The organism is Nocardioides convexus (assembly GCF_011090295.1).
In genome coordinates this window covers 1,989,322-2,002,536 of record NZ_JAAMYA010000001.1, presented here as the reverse complement: position 1 = coordinate 2,002,536, position 13,215 = coordinate 1,989,322, and the positions used below count along the sequence as shown (strand labels likewise).

General features: G+C 72.3%; 14 protein-coding genes, 1 tRNA gene and 12 pseudogenes. 18 read left to right on the top strand and 9 right to left on the bottom strand.

All coding sequences use genetic code 11. The features are described from left to right. Positions 1 to 17 precede the first annotated feature (17 nt). The 4 genes and pseudogenes from G5V59_RS14940 (at position 18) to G5V59_RS14925 (ending at position 1,734) form a co-directional block, all read left to right on the top strand. Positions 18 to 1,016 (top strand): FAD-dependent oxidoreductase, encoded by a 999-nt coding sequence (locus G5V59_RS14940; protein ID WP_278256973.1) that lies wholly within the window; start codon positions 18 to 20, stop codon positions 1,014 to 1,016. Positions 1,017 to 1,023: 7 nt separating this feature from the next. Continuing rightward, a pseudogene (locus tag G5V59_RS14935) lies at positions 1,024 to 1,242 on the top strand (hypothetical protein); the annotation flags it as partial. Next, a pseudogene (locus tag G5V59_RS14930) lies at positions 1,235 to 1,492 on the top strand (FCD domain-containing protein); the annotation flags it as partial. The pseudogenes G5V59_RS14935 and G5V59_RS14930, both read left to right, overlap by 8 nt. 107 nt (positions 1,493 to 1,599) lie before the next feature. After that, complete coding sequence (locus G5V59_RS14925; protein WP_341351212.1) at positions 1,600 to 1,734, top strand: FCD domain-containing protein; 135 nt, start codon at positions 1,600 to 1,602, stop codon at positions 1,732 to 1,734. 30 nt (positions 1,735 to 1,764) lie between these two features. Here G5V59_RS14925 and G5V59_RS14920 read toward each other — a convergent pair. Both G5V59_RS14920 and pdxY read right to left on the bottom strand, forming a co-directional pair. Then, positions 1,765 to 1,838, bottom strand: a tRNA-Thr gene (locus G5V59_RS14920). Continuing rightward, complete coding sequence (gene pdxY / locus G5V59_RS14915) at positions 1,816 to 2,739, bottom strand: pyridoxal kinase PdxY (protein ID WP_341350948.1); 924 nt, start codon at positions 2,737 to 2,739, stop codon at positions 1,816 to 1,818. Before pdxY ends, G5V59_RS14920 begins: the two co-directional genes overlap by 23 nt. Positions 2,740 to 3,192: 453 nt before the next feature. Here pdxY and G5V59_RS14905 point away from each other — a divergent pair. From G5V59_RS14905 to G5V59_RS14875, 7 pseudogenes are all read left to right on the top strand, one after another. Beyond that, a pseudogene (locus G5V59_RS14905) lies at positions 3,193 to 3,645 on the top strand (GMC family oxidoreductase N-terminal domain-containing protein); the annotation flags it as partial. 67 nt (positions 3,646 to 3,712) lie between these two features. Continuing rightward, positions 3,713 to 4,213, top strand: a pseudogene (locus G5V59_RS36715) (GMC oxidoreductase); the annotation flags it as partial. Between the two features lie 82 nt (positions 4,214 to 4,295). After that, a pseudogene (locus tag G5V59_RS14895) lies at positions 4,296 to 4,439 on the top strand (GMC oxidoreductase); the annotation flags it as partial. 215 nt (positions 4,440 to 4,654) lie between these two features. Next, positions 4,655 to 4,855: pseudogene (locus G5V59_RS14890) on the top strand (aldehyde dehydrogenase family protein); the annotation flags it as partial. A gap of 2 nt (positions 4,856 to 4,857) precedes the next feature. Next, positions 4,858 to 5,232: pseudogene (locus tag G5V59_RS14885) on the top strand (aldehyde dehydrogenase family protein); the annotation flags it as partial. Positions 5,233 to 5,315: 83 nt separating this feature from the next. After that, positions 5,316 to 5,441 (top strand): annotated as a pseudogene (locus tag G5V59_RS14880) (aldehyde dehydrogenase family protein); the annotation flags it as partial. A gap of 73 nt (positions 5,442 to 5,514) precedes the next feature. After that, a pseudogene (locus G5V59_RS14875) lies at positions 5,515 to 5,919 on the top strand (aldehyde dehydrogenase family protein); the annotation flags it as partial. A 211-nt stretch (positions 5,920 to 6,130) separates the two neighbouring features. On the opposite strand, the gene G5V59_RS14870 reads toward G5V59_RS14875, so the two are convergent. Next, a complete protein-coding gene (locus G5V59_RS14870; RefSeq protein WP_278259852.1) occupies positions 6,131 to 6,247 on the bottom strand; it encodes a hypothetical protein in 117 nt (38 codons plus the stop codon). A 100-nt stretch (positions 6,248 to 6,347) separates the two neighbouring features. Next, positions 6,348 to 6,464, bottom strand: a pseudogene (locus tag G5V59_RS14865) (Hsp20/alpha crystallin family protein); the annotation flags it as partial. Positions 6,465 to 6,648: 184 nt separating this feature from the next. Between G5V59_RS14865 and G5V59_RS14860 the strand changes: the two are divergent. Continuing rightward, a complete protein-coding gene (locus G5V59_RS14860; protein ID WP_278256972.1) occupies positions 6,649 to 7,008 on the top strand; it encodes a MerR family transcriptional regulator in 360 nt (119 codons plus the stop codon). Positions 7,009 to 7,140: 132 nt separating this feature from the next. Here the strand turns inward: G5V59_RS14860 and G5V59_RS14855 are convergent, their stop codons facing one another. Together G5V59_RS14855 and G5V59_RS14850 are read right to left on the bottom strand one after the other, a co-directional pair. Continuing rightward, positions 7,141 to 7,284, bottom strand: coding sequence for a hypothetical protein (locus tag G5V59_RS14855; RefSeq protein WP_278256971.1), 144 nt, complete (start codon positions 7,282 to 7,284; stop codon positions 7,141 to 7,143). 94 nt (positions 7,285 to 7,378) lie between these two features. Continuing rightward, positions 7,379 to 7,792 (bottom strand): annotated as a pseudogene (locus G5V59_RS14850) (class III extradiol ring-cleavage dioxygenase); the annotation flags it as partial. Between G5V59_RS14850 and G5V59_RS14845 the strand changes: the two are divergent. Continuing rightward, on the top strand, positions 7,752 to 7,946 hold the full coding sequence (locus G5V59_RS14845) for a hypothetical protein (protein ID WP_278256970.1): 195 nt from the start codon (positions 7,752 to 7,754) through the stop codon (positions 7,944 to 7,946). The pseudogene G5V59_RS14850 and the gene G5V59_RS14845 sit on opposite strands and share 41 nt — an antisense overlap. 28 nt (positions 7,947 to 7,974) lie before the next feature. Here G5V59_RS14845 and G5V59_RS14840 read toward each other — a convergent pair. Then, positions 7,975 to 8,639 (bottom strand): annotated as a pseudogene (locus G5V59_RS14840) (uracil-DNA glycosylase). Between the two features lie 198 nt (positions 8,640 to 8,837). Between G5V59_RS14840 and G5V59_RS14835 the strand changes: the two are divergent. Genes G5V59_RS14835 through G5V59_RS14815 form a run of 5 tightly spaced genes read left to right on the top strand, consistent with a single transcriptional unit; the run spans position 8,838 to position 10,861 of the window. After that, a complete protein-coding gene (locus G5V59_RS14835) occupies positions 8,838 to 9,125 on the top strand; it encodes a hypothetical protein (protein WP_278256969.1) in 288 nt (95 codons plus the stop codon). Beyond that, positions 9,125 to 9,862, top strand: a complete 738-nt coding sequence (locus G5V59_RS14830; RefSeq protein ID WP_278256968.1) for a hypothetical protein — start codon at positions 9,125 to 9,127, stop codon at positions 9,860 to 9,862. The genes G5V59_RS14835 and G5V59_RS14830 overlap by 1 nt, the downstream gene beginning before the upstream one ends. Beyond that, positions 9,859 to 10,056, top strand: coding sequence for a hypothetical protein (locus tag G5V59_RS14825; RefSeq protein WP_278256967.1), 198 nt, complete (start codon positions 9,859 to 9,861; stop codon positions 10,054 to 10,056). The genes G5V59_RS14830 and G5V59_RS14825 overlap by 4 nt, the downstream gene beginning before the upstream one ends. Further along, entirely contained in the window at positions 10,053 to 10,352 is a 300-nt protein-coding gene (locus G5V59_RS14820) for a hypothetical protein (RefSeq protein WP_278256966.1), read from the top strand. The genes G5V59_RS14825 and G5V59_RS14820 overlap by 4 nt, the downstream gene beginning before the upstream one ends. Beyond that, the gene (locus G5V59_RS14815) at positions 10,349 to 10,861 is read left to right on the top strand and encodes a hypothetical protein (RefSeq protein WP_278256965.1); all 513 of its coding nucleotides are present in this window, start codon (positions 10,349 to 10,351) and stop codon (positions 10,859 to 10,861) included. The genes G5V59_RS14820 and G5V59_RS14815 overlap by 4 nt, the downstream gene beginning before the upstream one ends. A 234-nt stretch (positions 10,862 to 11,095) precedes the next feature. Here the strand turns inward: G5V59_RS14815 and G5V59_RS14810 are convergent, their stop codons facing one another. Continuing rightward, positions 11,096 to 12,538 (bottom strand): aminotransferase class V-fold PLP-dependent enzyme, encoded by a 1,443-nt coding sequence (locus tag G5V59_RS14810; protein ID WP_278256964.1) that lies wholly within the window; start codon positions 12,536 to 12,538, stop codon positions 11,096 to 11,098. After that, positions 12,525 to 13,160 carry an MFS transporter gene (locus G5V59_RS14805; protein ID WP_278256963.1) on the bottom strand — a complete coding sequence of 212 codons (636 nt, stop codon included), beginning with the start codon at positions 13,158 to 13,160 and terminating at the stop codon, positions 12,525 to 12,527. The genes G5V59_RS14810 and G5V59_RS14805 overlap by 14 nt, the downstream gene beginning before the upstream one ends. Positions 13,161 to 13,215 lie beyond the last annotated feature (55 nt).

Here is a 13,215-nt window from a genome sequence, read left to right as displayed (position 1 = left end):
GCTGGGACCTGCCCGGTGTGCTCGCCGCGGGCGGCGCGCAGGCGCTGCTCAAGGGCAGCCAGGTCGTCCCGGGGCGTCGTGCGGTCGTCGCCGGGACCGGGCCCTTCCTGCTGCCCGTCGCCACCGGTCTCGCCGAGGCCGGCGTCGAGGTGGTCGCGGTCTGCGAGGCCGGCTCGCTCGGCGGTTGGGCCCGCTCGCCCCTGGGCACGGCCGCCGTGCCGTCGAAGAGCGTCGAGGCGGCCCGGTACGCCGCCGCGCTCGCCCGCCACCGGATCCCGTTCCACACCCGCACCGCCGTCACCGAGGTCCACGGCGACGACGCGGTCAGTGCGGTCACCCTGTCCCGGCTCGACCGTGCGGGCCGGGTCCGGGCCGGCGTACGGCCCCGCCGCGTGGAGGCCGACGTCGTCGCGCTCGGCTGGGGCTTCACCCCCTCCCTCGACCTGTTCACCACGCTCGGTGCGCGGCTGAGGGTCGACACCGACGAGTCGCTCGTGGTCGAGGTCGACGCCGGGCAGCGCACCGACGTCCCCGGTGTGTACGCCGCCGGAGAGGTCACCGGGGTCGGCGGCGCCCTGCTGGCCTTGGCCGAGGGCGAAGCTCGCCGCGCTCAGCGTGGTGTCCGACGCGGGACGCCCGGTCGCCGAGCGCCGGGTGCGCGCCCTGCGCCGCACGGTGGGGCGCGGGCGCCGGTTCGCCGGAGCGATGCACCGGGCGCACCCCGTGCCCCCGTCCTGGGAGACCTGGCTGCGCCCCGGCACGGTCGTCTGCCGCTGCGAGGAGGTCACCTACGCCACCTTGTGCGCGGCGCGCGACGAGCTCGGTGCGGCCGACGCCCGCACGCTCAAGCCTGCTCGCCCGTCCCGGCATGGGCTGGTGCCAGGGCCGGGTCTGCGGCTTCGCGACCGCCCGGCTCGCCGCCGGCGATCGGCCGCTCACCGTGGACGACCTGGCCTCGACCTGCCGGCGCAACATCGCCGTACCCGTGCCGCTGGGGGAGCCTGGCCGACTCCTGACGGTGCCATGGCACGAGCACTAGACTCGCCGCGTGCGAGGGTCCCCGTGAGCAGCATCAGGAGCATCCGGCCGGTCGAGAAGACCAGCCTGCGCGAGCGCGTCTCGCACGGGCTGCGCGCGGCGATCGTCTCCGGCGAGCCTGGAGCCCGGGGTCGTCTACTCGGCACCCGCGCTGGGCGAGCGCTTCGGTGTCTCCGCCACGCCGGTGCGGGAGGCGATGCTCGACCTGGTGCGGGAGAAGCTCGTCGAGACCGTGCCCAACAAGGGTTACCGGGTCACCGAGATCGACGAGTCGGACCTCGACGAGATCACCGAGCTGCGCCTGCTCCTCGAGCCGCGCCTGGTCGCACAGGTGACCCCCGAGATCCCGGATGCCGACCTGCCGCGGCTGCGCGCGATGGCACAGGCGATCGTGGACGGCGCCCTCGCCGGTGACCTGATCGCCTACACCGACACCGACCGGGCCTTCCACCTGCGCCTGCTCGCCTACGCCGGCAACCGGCGGATCAGCGCCCTGGTCGAGGAGCCTGCGCGCGCACACCCGGCTCTACGGCCTGGCCTCGCTGCTGGAGCGGGGCGAGCCTGGTCGGCTGTGCGGAGGAGCACCACACGATCCTGGACGCGATCGAGGCGCGCGACGCCGTGCTGGTCGAGCGCCTGCTCGTCAGCCACATCCAGCAGGCCCGCGGTCGCTGGGCCCACCCCGCCGCCGACTGAGCGCGACCGCGCCGGGACCCGGGACGGCGGAGCCGGTGACAGGATTCGAACCCGCGACATCCTCTTTACAAGAGAGGCGCTCTACCAACTGAGTTTACACCGGCGCGCGCCCGGCGGCCCGAGCGCGCGCCCATCGTAGTCAGCGCAGGCTGCCGCACCTCGAACCGCTCGTCCGGTACGGCGATCGCCTCCTGCGCCGCGATCAGTCGCAGGCTCGCGCTCGCCCGACTCGAGCGTGGCCTTCAGCACGTCGTACACCGAGGCGACGGTGCGGCCCAGCGCGAGGGCGGGGGAGCCGGTGTCGTGGAGGTGGGCGGTGAAGAGAGCCGCGGTGATGTCGCCGGAGCCGTTGGCCTTCATCGGCAGGCGCGGGGTCTGCACGATCCAGGCCCCGTCGCCGGTGACGGCGACCATCTCGATCACGTCGGCGGGGGCGTCGTCGCGCTCCACGGAGGTGACCAGGACGGTGGAGGGACCCATCGCCCGGACCTCGTCGGCGGCGGCGAGGACGTCGGCGATGGGCGAGGGCCCGCCGAGGGCGTCGTGGCCGGTGATGAAGCCGAGCTCGAACTGGTTCGGGGTGAGGATGTCGGCGACCGGGACCACCTCGGTGCGGATGATCGGCGGGATCTCCGGGTTCACGAAGCAGCCGGACTTGGCGTTGCCCATCACCGGGTCGCAGGTGTACGTCGCCGCGGGGTTCGCGGCCTTGACCTTGCGCACCGCCTCCACGATCACCGAGGCGACCGCGGGGGAGCCCTGGTAGCCCGAGAGCACCGCGTCACAGGTCGGCAGGACGCCGCGGTCCTCGATCCCCGCGATCACCTCGGCGACGTCGGCGGGGTCGAGCAGCGGGCCGCGCCAGGCGCCGTAGCCGGTGTGGTTGGAGAAGTGCACCGTGAACACGGGCCACACCTCGTGGCCGAGGCGCTGGAGGGGGAAGACGGCGGCCGAGTTGCCGACGTGGCCGTAGGCGACCGAGGACTGGATGGACAGGATCCGCACGGAGCCATTCTCTCACCGACGAAACATGAAACCCTTTCGTGACGAAACTAGAACGCGTTACAGTGAGCCCGCCGGGCCGCCGTATGACCCCGGTCACTCGATCGAAGGATGGGAAGCGCGCATGGCGAAGCGTCCGGCAGGCAACAACTCGCGCAGCAACGAGGCCGACTACGTGGTGGTGGGATCCGGGAGGCTCGGGGGCGATCGTCGCCGGCCGGCTCGCCCAGTCCGGTGCGAGCGTGATCCTGCTCGAGGCCGGCAAGTCCGACGACAAGGGCATGCACCGCTACTTCACCAAGAAGCCCGGGATGATCGGCCCGATGCACTCCGAGCCGAAGCTCGAGCGGCTCTTCGACTGGGGCTACCGCTCGGTGCCGCAGGCGGGACTCGACGGGCGGCGGATGCCCGCGCCGCGCGGCAAGGTCGGCGGCGGCTCCAGACTCGGTCAACGGGATGGTCTACGTGCGGGGCAATCGCGCGAACTACGACTCCTGGGCGGCCGAGGGCAACGCCGGGTGGGGTGCCGACGACGTCAACGCGGCCTTCAAGCGCTTCGAGGACTTCGAGGACGGCGAGAACGCCTACCGCGGCGCCGGCGGCCCGATCCGGATCTCCCGCAAGGACAAGCCGCAGGAGGCCACCCTCCAGTTCATCCAGGCCACCGCCGACACCCTCGGCGTGAAGATCCTCGACGACTACAACGCCGCCGAGCAGGAGGGCATCGCGCGGATGCAGCAGAACGCCGCCGACGGCGTGCGCTACTCCTCCACCCGCGGCTACGTGCACAGCCTCGCTCCGCGCACGCTGGAGTTCCAGACCGAGGTGCACGCCGCCAAGATCGTCATCGAGAACGGCCGCGCGACCGGCGTCGAGGTCATCGACCAGGGCAAGGGCGGGGGCACCCGTCGTTTCATCAAGGCCGGCAAGGAGGTCATCGTCTCCGCCGGCTTCGCCAACAGCCCGCAGCCTGCTCATGCTCTCCGGCATCGGCCACGCCGAGCACCTCGCCAGCGTCGGCATCGACTGCGTCGCGGACCTGCCGGTCGGCGACAACCTGCACGACCACCTCTTCCACCCGCTGTCCTTCCACGTCCCGAGCGTCACCTTCCGCGGCAACCCGTGGACCTTCCTCAAGGGCATGGCCCGCGACCTGACCTTCGGCGGCTCCTTCCTCGACCACTCGGTCTTCGAGTCGGTCGGCTTCGTGCGCACCTCGCACGCCACCGACGTACCGGACCTGCAGCTGCACGCCCTGCCGTGGACCTATCCGAGCCCCAACCAGGACGAGCCGGTCCGGCACATGCCCGACCCGCGTCCGGGGCTCACGGTGTTCTCGACGCTGATCTACCCCAAGAGCCGCGGGACCCTGCGTCTGGCCTCGGCCGACCCGACGGCCGCGCCGCTCATCGACTACGGCTTCTTCACCGACCCGAACGACGTCGAGGTGCTCGCCGAGGGCACCGAGATGATCCGCGAGATCATGGCCTCCGCCGCGTTCGGTGGTGGCGTGAAGGCCGAGATCCACCCCGGCCCCGGAATCCCCAACGGCCCGGAGCCTGCGGCACGCGCTGCGCGAGCGCTCGACGTCGGTCTACCACGGCGTCGGCACCTGCCGGATGGGCGTGGACGACCGTGCGGTCGTCGGCCCGGACCTGAAGGTCCGCGGCATCGAGGGCCTGCGCGTCGCCGACGCCTCGATCATGCCGAGCATCACCGGCGGCAACACCAACGCGCCGTGCTACATGATCGGCGAGAAGGCCGCCGAGCCTGATCCTGGGCGGTGTGCGGTGACGACGAGCCGGCCCGCCTCGGTCACCGACGCCCTGCTGGAGCAGTCTGGTCGCCCGGGTGCCGGGCCGCACCGGCGCCACCTGGAGGCTGACCGAGGTCTACACGGGCGAGGTCCTCGTCGAGCCTGCCGCAGTCCACGCCCGAGGACATCGAGCAGGCCTTCGCCGAGGCCCGTGCGGCGCAGGCGCTGTGGGCGCAGTGGCCGGTCGCGAAGCGGCTGGAGGTCTTCGAGCGGGCGCACACGCTGCTCATCGACAACGCCCACACCACCGCGGACCTGATCCAGGTCGAGAGCGGCAAGAACCGGCGGATGGCGATCGAGGAGACCTGCGACCCGCCGATGGTGATGTCGTACTACCTCAAGCGCGCCAAGAAGGCTGCTCGCGCCCGCCAAGCACGGCGGCCCGATCCCGTTCCTGTCCAGGCTCGACCGAGGTCCGCGTCCCCAAGGGCGTCGTCGGGATCATCGCGCCCTGGAACTTCCCCTTCGCCACCGGTCTCTCCGACGCGATCCCGGCGCTCATCGCCGGCAACGCGGTCGTGGTCAAGCCCGACAACAAGACCGCGCTGTCGCCGCTCTACGGCATCTCGTTGCTGGAGGAGGCGGGCCTGCCGAAGGGCCTGTTCCAGGTCGTGTGCGGGGAGGGCCCCGACATCGGCCCGACGCTGATCGACAACGCGGACTACGTGATGTTCACCGGCTCCACGGCCACCGGCCGGGTGATCGGCGAGCGCGCCGGGCGCAACCTGATCGGCTGCTGCCTGGTTCCGGCGGCAAGAACCCGATGGTCGTGCTCGACGACGTGGACGCCGCGGAGTGGGTGGAGGGCGCGATGTTCGGCGTCTTCGGCAACACCGGCCAGATCTGCATGCACATCGAGCGGATCTACCTCCCCGAGAGCCGGTACGACGAGCTCAGGGCCGCGTTCGTGGAGCGGGCCGAGCGGCTGAGCATCGGGGCGTCGTACGACTTCGGGCCGGAGCCTGGGATCCCTCGTCAGCGTCGAGCACCGCGACCGGGTCGCCTCCCACGTCGAGGACGCCGTCGCGAAGGGCGCGACCGTGCTGACCGGTGGTCGCGCACGCCCGGACATCGGCCCGGCGTTCTTCGAGCCGACCGTGCTGGAAGGCGTCACCAAGGAGATGCTCGCCGGCGCGACGGAGACCTTCGGCCCGGTGGTCGGGCTCTACCCGTACCGCACGGTGGACGAGGCCGTCGCCCTCGCCAACGACACCGACTACGGCCTCAACGCCTCGGTGTGGAGTGCCGACATCGCACGCGCGGAGGCGGTCGCGGCGCGGATCGAGTCGGGCAACGTCAACATCAACGACTCCCTCGCCACGGCGTACGCCTCGAAGGCCTCGCCGTCGGGCGGGGTGAAGCAGTCCGGGGTGGGCGCACGGCACGGCGACCAGGGCCTGTTGAAGTACACCGACGCCAAGAACGTCGCGGTGCTCAAGAAGCAGGTGATGGGCGCGCGGCCGGGCCAGGACTACGACGCCTACGTCAAGCAGATGCTGTCGTCGCTGAAGGCTGATGCGCAGGCTCCGCGTCCGCTGAGCGTGTCCGCGGACGCGGAGCCTGCGGCGTCTGAGGGCCTCAGGCCTCGATCGCCTCGGTGCGGTCGGCGCCGCCGACCTGGATCTTGCGCGGCTTGGCCTTCTCCGCGACCGGGATCACCAGCCGCAGCACGCCGTTGTCGTACGACGCGTCGATCCGCTCCAGGTCGAGGTTGTCGCCGAGGACGAGCCTGGCGCGAGAACTGGCCGTGGGTGCGCTCGGAGGCGAGCCGCTGCCAGTCGCCGTTCTGCGGCAGGCGCTCGGCGCGGATCGTGAGCACGTTGCGCTCGACGTCGATGTCGATGCTCTCGCGGCTCACGCCGGGCAGGTCGAGCTCGAGGACGAACTCCTCGCCCCGGCGCCAGGCGTCCATGGGCATCGCGGCGGGGCGGTTGGTGGTGCCCACGCCGGACCCGAGGAGCCTGGGCGGTCAGCCGGTCGAAGTCGCGGAACGGGTCGGTGGTGCGCAGCAACATGACATGTCTCCCTTCGGATCCGCCGGCGGGATGCCGGGCGTTCGGTAGATCTGCAACACCCGTTATAGATAATCTGATCCCATGAATCAAGAGGACGGCGGCCGCGGAGTCTTCGCGATCTCGGTCGCGGCCGACCTGACCTCGTTGGCGATCCAGAACATCCGGGTCTACGAGCGCCGGGGACTGCTCGCGCCCGCCCGCAGCGAGGGCGGCACCCGGCTCTACAGCCGCGCCGACATCGAGACCCTGCACCGCATCCGTGACCTGCTCGCCGAGGGACTCAACCTCGCCGGTATCGCGCGGGTGCTGGAGCCTGGAGGCCGAGGTGGCCCACCTGCGCGCGCGTCTGCGTGCCTAGCACATTTCCGGGCGTTATCAGGTGTGAAAACAGACAGGAGGGGAATCGTCTGCGGTAACCCCCGAGGAAGGAGGTCCCCATGATCCTCGACACCGTGCTCCTCGCACTGAGCGCCGTGGGTCTCCTGAGTGCGGCCCTGGCCGGTTGCTTCGTGGTGGCGATGGCTCTGCGGGGCCGCCAGCACGTGAGCGACGTGTGGGTCGCCCCGCGGAGCGTCAGGCGACCTGCAATGACCGCTTCGACAGGCCCATCCAGAATCCGTCGATGACCTGCTGACCGGGCGCGCCCGGGTCGCTGGCCGCGCCGAGGGTGACGAACAGCGGGCTGTAGTGCTCCACCGTCGGGTGGGCGAAGGGCATCCCCGGCGCCTTGTCCTTGAACGACGCCAGGCTCGTCGACGTCGCCGCGCGCCATCGCCTCGCCGGCCCAGGCGTCGAAGTCGCTCGACCAGCCCGGCGCCTCGGCGTCGATCTGCCACGAGGTGAGGAACGGCAGGCCGTGGGTGAGGAAGCCGGAGCCGATGATCAGCACGCCCTCGTCGCGCAGCGGCCGGAGCCGGCGGCCGATCTCCATCAACCGTCCGGGGTCGGAGGTCGGCAGCGACATCTGCAGGACCGGTACGTCGGCCGCGGGGTACATGATCCTCAGTGGCACCCAGGCGCCGTGGTCGAGGCCGCGGGAGGTGTGCTGGTGGACCGGCTCGGTGCGCGGCATCATGGCCGCGACCCGGGCCGCGAGCGCCGTGGCGTCGGGCGTCTCGTAGGTCATCGCGTAGTACTTGGGCGCGAACCCGCCGAAGTCGTAGACCAGCGGAGCGCCGCTGGCGGTGAGCGAGAGCGGTGCGGACTCCCAGTGCGCACTGACGATCAGGATCGCCTTCGGTCGCGGCAGGTCGCGCGCCCAGGCGGCGAGCCTGCCCGGACCAGACCGGGTCGTCGAGGAGCGGCGGGGCGCCGTGGCCGATGTAGAGGGCCGGCATCCGTCCGGTGCTGCTGTCAGTGCTCATGTCCACCTCAACTAGTTGAGGTTTCAACTTTATTCCGGATGGGTCAGTCCAGCAAGGCCCAGTCGATCGGCTCCGCGCCGCGCTCGGTGAGCAAGCTGGTTCACCTGGCTGAACGGGCGCGAGCCGAAGAAGCCGCGCGAGGCCGAGAGCGGCGAGGGGTGCGGCGACTCCACGGCGGGGATCGGCCCGAGGTGCGCCTTGAGCGAGCGGGCGGCATTGCCCCACAGCACGGCGACGATCGGGGCACCCGACTCCGCGCGTCGTACGACGGCCTGGATCGCCGCCGCCGTGACGTGCTCCCAGCCCTGGTTCTTGTGCGAGTCCGAGGCGCCGGGGCGCACGGTCAGCACCCGGTTGAGCAGCATCACGCCCTGCTCGGTCCAGGCGCCGAGGTCCCCGTGGGCGGGCGGGACGACGCCGACGTCGTTCGCCAGGCTCCTGGTAGATGTTGCGCAGGCTGGCCGGCAGCGGCCGCACGTGCCGCTCGACGGCGAAGCACAGGCCGATCGGGTGCCCGGGCGTGGGATAGGGGTCCTGGCCGACGATCAGCACGCGGACCTCGGCGAGCGGGCGCTGGAAGGCGCGGAAGACCTGCTCCCCGGCGGGCTGGTAGCCGCGGCCCGCGGCGACCTCCTCGCGCAGGAACTGCCCGAGCGCGGCGACCCGGTCCTCGACGGGAGCGAGGGCCTCCGCCCAGTCGGCGGCCATCAGGCCCTGGTCGACGAGTCCGGCGAGCGCTCCCACGGCACGACCCTAACGGCGTGCCGGGGTTTCGCCCGGTGCCGAGGGTGGCACAACGGTGACGCGAGCCCCCCAGAGAAGCACCGACGCGAGGAGACGACATGAGCAGGACAGGTGAGACGCTCGGAGGCGACCTGGCCCTGATCTACCAGACCGGGGCGCAGCTTGCTGCCCCACCTGGCGGACCAGTTCGAGCAGGCGGAGGACGTGATCGGGCCGATCAGCGACGAGCAGTGGGCCTGGCAGCGTCACGCGGACTTCGGGCAGGGCGACTTCGGCTCCCACGTCCAGTTCAACGCCTACTGCGACGCCATCGTGGCTCACCTCAAGACGACCGCGGCCAACCTCGACGACACCGGCGCGGCGCTGTGCTACGCCGCGACCGACTACGCCGCGACCGACGCAGCCGCGCGGGCGGCGTTCGACAAGCACAAGAACGACGTGGTGCTCTGATGAGCGATGTCGTGGCCAAGGCCAACCACCTGCGCGACCGCTGCAAGGACGTGATGCTGGCGCTGGAGCAGACCGACGGCGCCCCACGGCCCAACGGCGGCACCTTCGACAAGCTTACTTCGACGAGATCCCCGGCTGGTTCCGGCCCTTCAACACCATGCCCGACACTGCACGGCTGCGGATGCGCGCGGACCGGTTGGTGCAGGAGGCCGCGAAGTACCTCAACCGCGACTGGCCGGCGCCCGCGGGCTACGAGGGCGGGCTGGCCAACGTCAACCCCGAGCCTGGCCGTCATCGACACCATCAAGGACAACCTCGCCGGGTGGGAGGGACTGGCCGCGCGCAACTTCCGGACCAACTACGCGGAGAAGTTCGAGGGCTACACCCGCAACCTCTACACCGCGACCTACGTCGGCTACCAGTCGGTCGCCGCGGTCGCGAAGGCTGTGGGAGACCGCGGACAAGGACGTCAACAAAGGCTGCTGGACGACGCCACCAAGGCCGTCGACGCGATCATCGGGATCAGCCTGGGCACGAGCCTGGAGATCGTGCTGACCCTGCTCCCGTCGGTCATCTCCATCGGCACGGCCAAGGCGGGCGAGACCGGGCTGACCGTCATCAAGGAGGCTCGCGGGAGCCGGCAAGACGGCCGTGCAGACGAGCCAGAAGATCCTGACGCCGGTCCAGGTCGTCCAGCCGCTCAAGACGGCCGTCGACAAGGCTCAAGGCGGACGTGAAGGCGAAGGAGGACGAGATCGCCCGGACGATGTCGGCGAACCTCACCTACCTCAACGCGCACCCCGACGAGTACGCCGCGCGACCGGTCGCCTGGAACCTCGCGGCGAGCGACCCGGGCACCGACCAGCAGGGACACCCGACCGACGGGCAGTCGGGCCACGACACCCTCGGCGCCGACGAGCGCACCGCATGAGCACCGAGACCTCGCCCGACGCGCAGATCCCCGACCTGCACGGCCCGATCGCCGAGTCTGGAGACCGAGGCGGTGGTCGCCGGGGGCAACGTCGTGCTGACCCTGCGCGGCCTGCGCGAGCTCACCGTCTGGGTCGCCGACGGCTACTACCGCGGGACCGAGCCCGCCGTCCTCGGCGCCGACCTCGCCCGGGCGATCCGCTTGCTGCTCGCGCGGCGGCACGACGCGCTCGTCTCGATCGGCGCCCTCGGTCCGCCGGCCATCGCGGGCTCCCGACTGGCGCGCGAGCTCGATGACTTCAACGCCGTGCAGGACACCTTCGAGGCCGAGGCGAGCACGGCGGACGGCGCGATCCGGCTGCGCACCGTGGGGATGCGGGAGTTCGTGGTCGACCTCGTTCCCGACCTCCAGCGCAGGTACGACGCGGCGGGGTTCTGCGCGGCGGCGCGCCAGGTGGGTCTCCAGGCTCGTGGGCCAGCGGGTCCAGTCGAGCCTGCGCACCCGGATGGAGCCTGTTCCGTCAGGAGCAGGCCGAGGGCGGCAGCCCGTGGTGAAGGCCGTCAGCAGGATCTTCGCCGGGCTGGGCCTGGTCCTCCTCGCCATGGCGATCACGAGCGCGGTCGCCGCGACCTTCGTCGGGCCACTGACCACGGCGGGCGACACCGGCGACGTCATCGCGGTCGGTCATCGACTGACCAGCCTCGCCGAGCGTGGCTTCGGATGGCTGGCGGTGGTCCTGCTGGCCGGCTCGCTCGCGTCGTTCCTCTTCGCGGCCATCTCGCGGCAGGACCCGACGGCCGGCTGAGCGGTGACACCCTCCCGTGGCGCCCCTCTCCCTCCCAGGGGCGCCACGCGGTGGTGCTGGCTCCGACGCGGATCTCGAGCCTTCTGGTCCTCCGGGGGCACACACCCATCGGGGTGCTCGCCCGGCGGGGCTCCCTCCAGCGCGCTGCGAGGTCCGCGTCGGTACCGAGAAAACTACGCAGCGCGCCGGCCCGGGGAATCGGGAACGCGGCCGAGGTGCGCTAGTCCTTTGGTACTAGAGGTCACCGGCGATCGACGCCGGGGCGGGCCGCGCCAGCCGGTCGAGGAAGGCGACGAGAACGGCCTCGCGCAGCCGCGGCGGAGCGACGTCGAGCAGGGCGTTGACCGGCGCCATCCGCTCCGGCAAGCCGAGTTCCGCCGCCATCGCCGGCGAGCCCGCCGGCGGCCAGCAGCAGGTCGAACTCCGCATCGCCCAGGCTCGCCGGGTCGAGGGTGCGCAGCAGGTCGGCGACGCCCGGGTCGACCGGCACCGGGCCGGCGGCGCGGGCCACGGCGACGGACTCGCCGAGCGCGGCGAGGAAGCCCACCGGGTCGGTCGTGGCGCTGACCGCCAGGTGCAGCGAGGGCGGCTGGTCGTCGTAGGAGAGCCTGCGGCTGGACGAACCAGTCGCGGGCCGCCATCTCGTCGCAGACCGTGAACACGTCGAGACCGGCGTCCGCGGTCGCCGCGACGAGCGTCGAGTCGGGCAGCGCGACCAGGCTCAGCCCGGCCAGGGCGTCGATGCCGGCGGCGATCGCGTCGGTCGCCTCCAGCGCACGCCGGACCAGGTCGAGGTAGCCGTCGTCCCCGATCGCCTGCACGGTCGCCCAGGCGCCCGCGACGGGGCCGCCGGAGCGGGTGGACTGGAGGGTGGCGTTGAGCATCGTGTAGCCGGGCCAGCCGGCGTGCGCGAAGTACTGCGGGCGGCGCAGGCTCCGGCGTGCGGTGCAGCAGCAGCGAGGCACCCTTGGGGGCGTAGGCGTACTTGTGCAGGTCGGTCGAGATCGACGTGACGCCCTCGACGGCGAAGGTCCACGGGCTGACCGCGCGGCCCAGCCGGGCGGCGTACGGCAGCACCCAGCCGCCGATGCAGGCGTCCACGTGGCAGCGCACGCCGCGCTCGCCGGCCGCGGCGGCGATCTCGGTGACGGGGTCCACCACGCCGTGGGCGTACGACGGCGCGCTGGCCACCACCAGCACGGTGCTCGCATCGATCGCGGCCGCCATGGCCGCGGCGTCCGCGCGGTGGCCGGGACCGGCCGGCACCACCCGTGCCTCCACCCCGAAGTAGTGCGCCGCCTTGTGGAAGGCCGCGTGCACGGTGTCGGCGACCACGATGTTCGGGCGCTCCACGCCGGGGTGCGCGTCGCGCGCGCCCTGGACGGCGAGCAGGCAGGACTCGGTGCCACCGGAGGTGAGCGTGCCGACCATCGTCTCCGGGCCGTCGAGGAGGTCGCGGGCGAACCCGACGAGGTCGTTCTCCATCGTCAGCAGGCTCGGGAAGGCCGTCGGGTCGAGGCCGTTGCTGCCGGCGAAGGCGGCGACGGCCTCCCGGGCGAGCGCGTCGACCTCGGCCAGGCCGCCGTCGTAGACGTAGGCCAGGGTGCGGCCGCCGTGGACCGGCAGGTCGTCGGCCTGCAGCGCCGCCAGCCGGGCGCGGATCTCATCGGGCGTCACGATCGACCTCCGTCTCGTCCAGGGTGTAGCCGCGCAGCCACCACAGGCTGAGCAGCACCAGCGCGGCGGGCAGCAGCGAGAAGCCGAGCGTGATCGCGGTGACCGCCGAGTCCGGCTGGAGCACGTCACCGGAGTCGCTCGAACGGTAGCCGCCCAGCGCGAGCACCACCGCGAACAGGCCCGGGCCGAGCGCCGGGCCGAGGGTCTCGCCCGCGGTCCAGACGCCGGTGTAGACACCCACCCTGGAGGAGCCGGTGCGACGCGCGTCCACGGCCGCCGCGTCAGGGAGCATCGCGAGCGGGAAGACCTGCACGCCGGCGTACCCGACCCCGACGAGCGCCACCGCGGCGAACACCACCGCGCTGGGGGCGTGCCCGGCGAGCACCGCGAGCGCGGCGCCGAGCGCGAGGACGAGGGAAGCGGCGACGTAGCCCTGCCTCTTGCCGATGCGCCGTCCGGCGGCCGCCCACGCCGGCGTCAGCAGCAGGGCCGGGCCGACGAAGCACACGAAGAGGATCGTGGCCGCGCCGTCGCGCTCCAGCACGTCGCCGGCGAGGTAGTCGACGCCGGCGAGCATGCAGCCGGTCGCGAGCGCCTGCACCACGAAGGTCGCCAGCAGCACACGGAAGTCGCGGGCCCCGGCGACCAGGCGCAGGCTGGTCGCGCAGGGCCGCCGG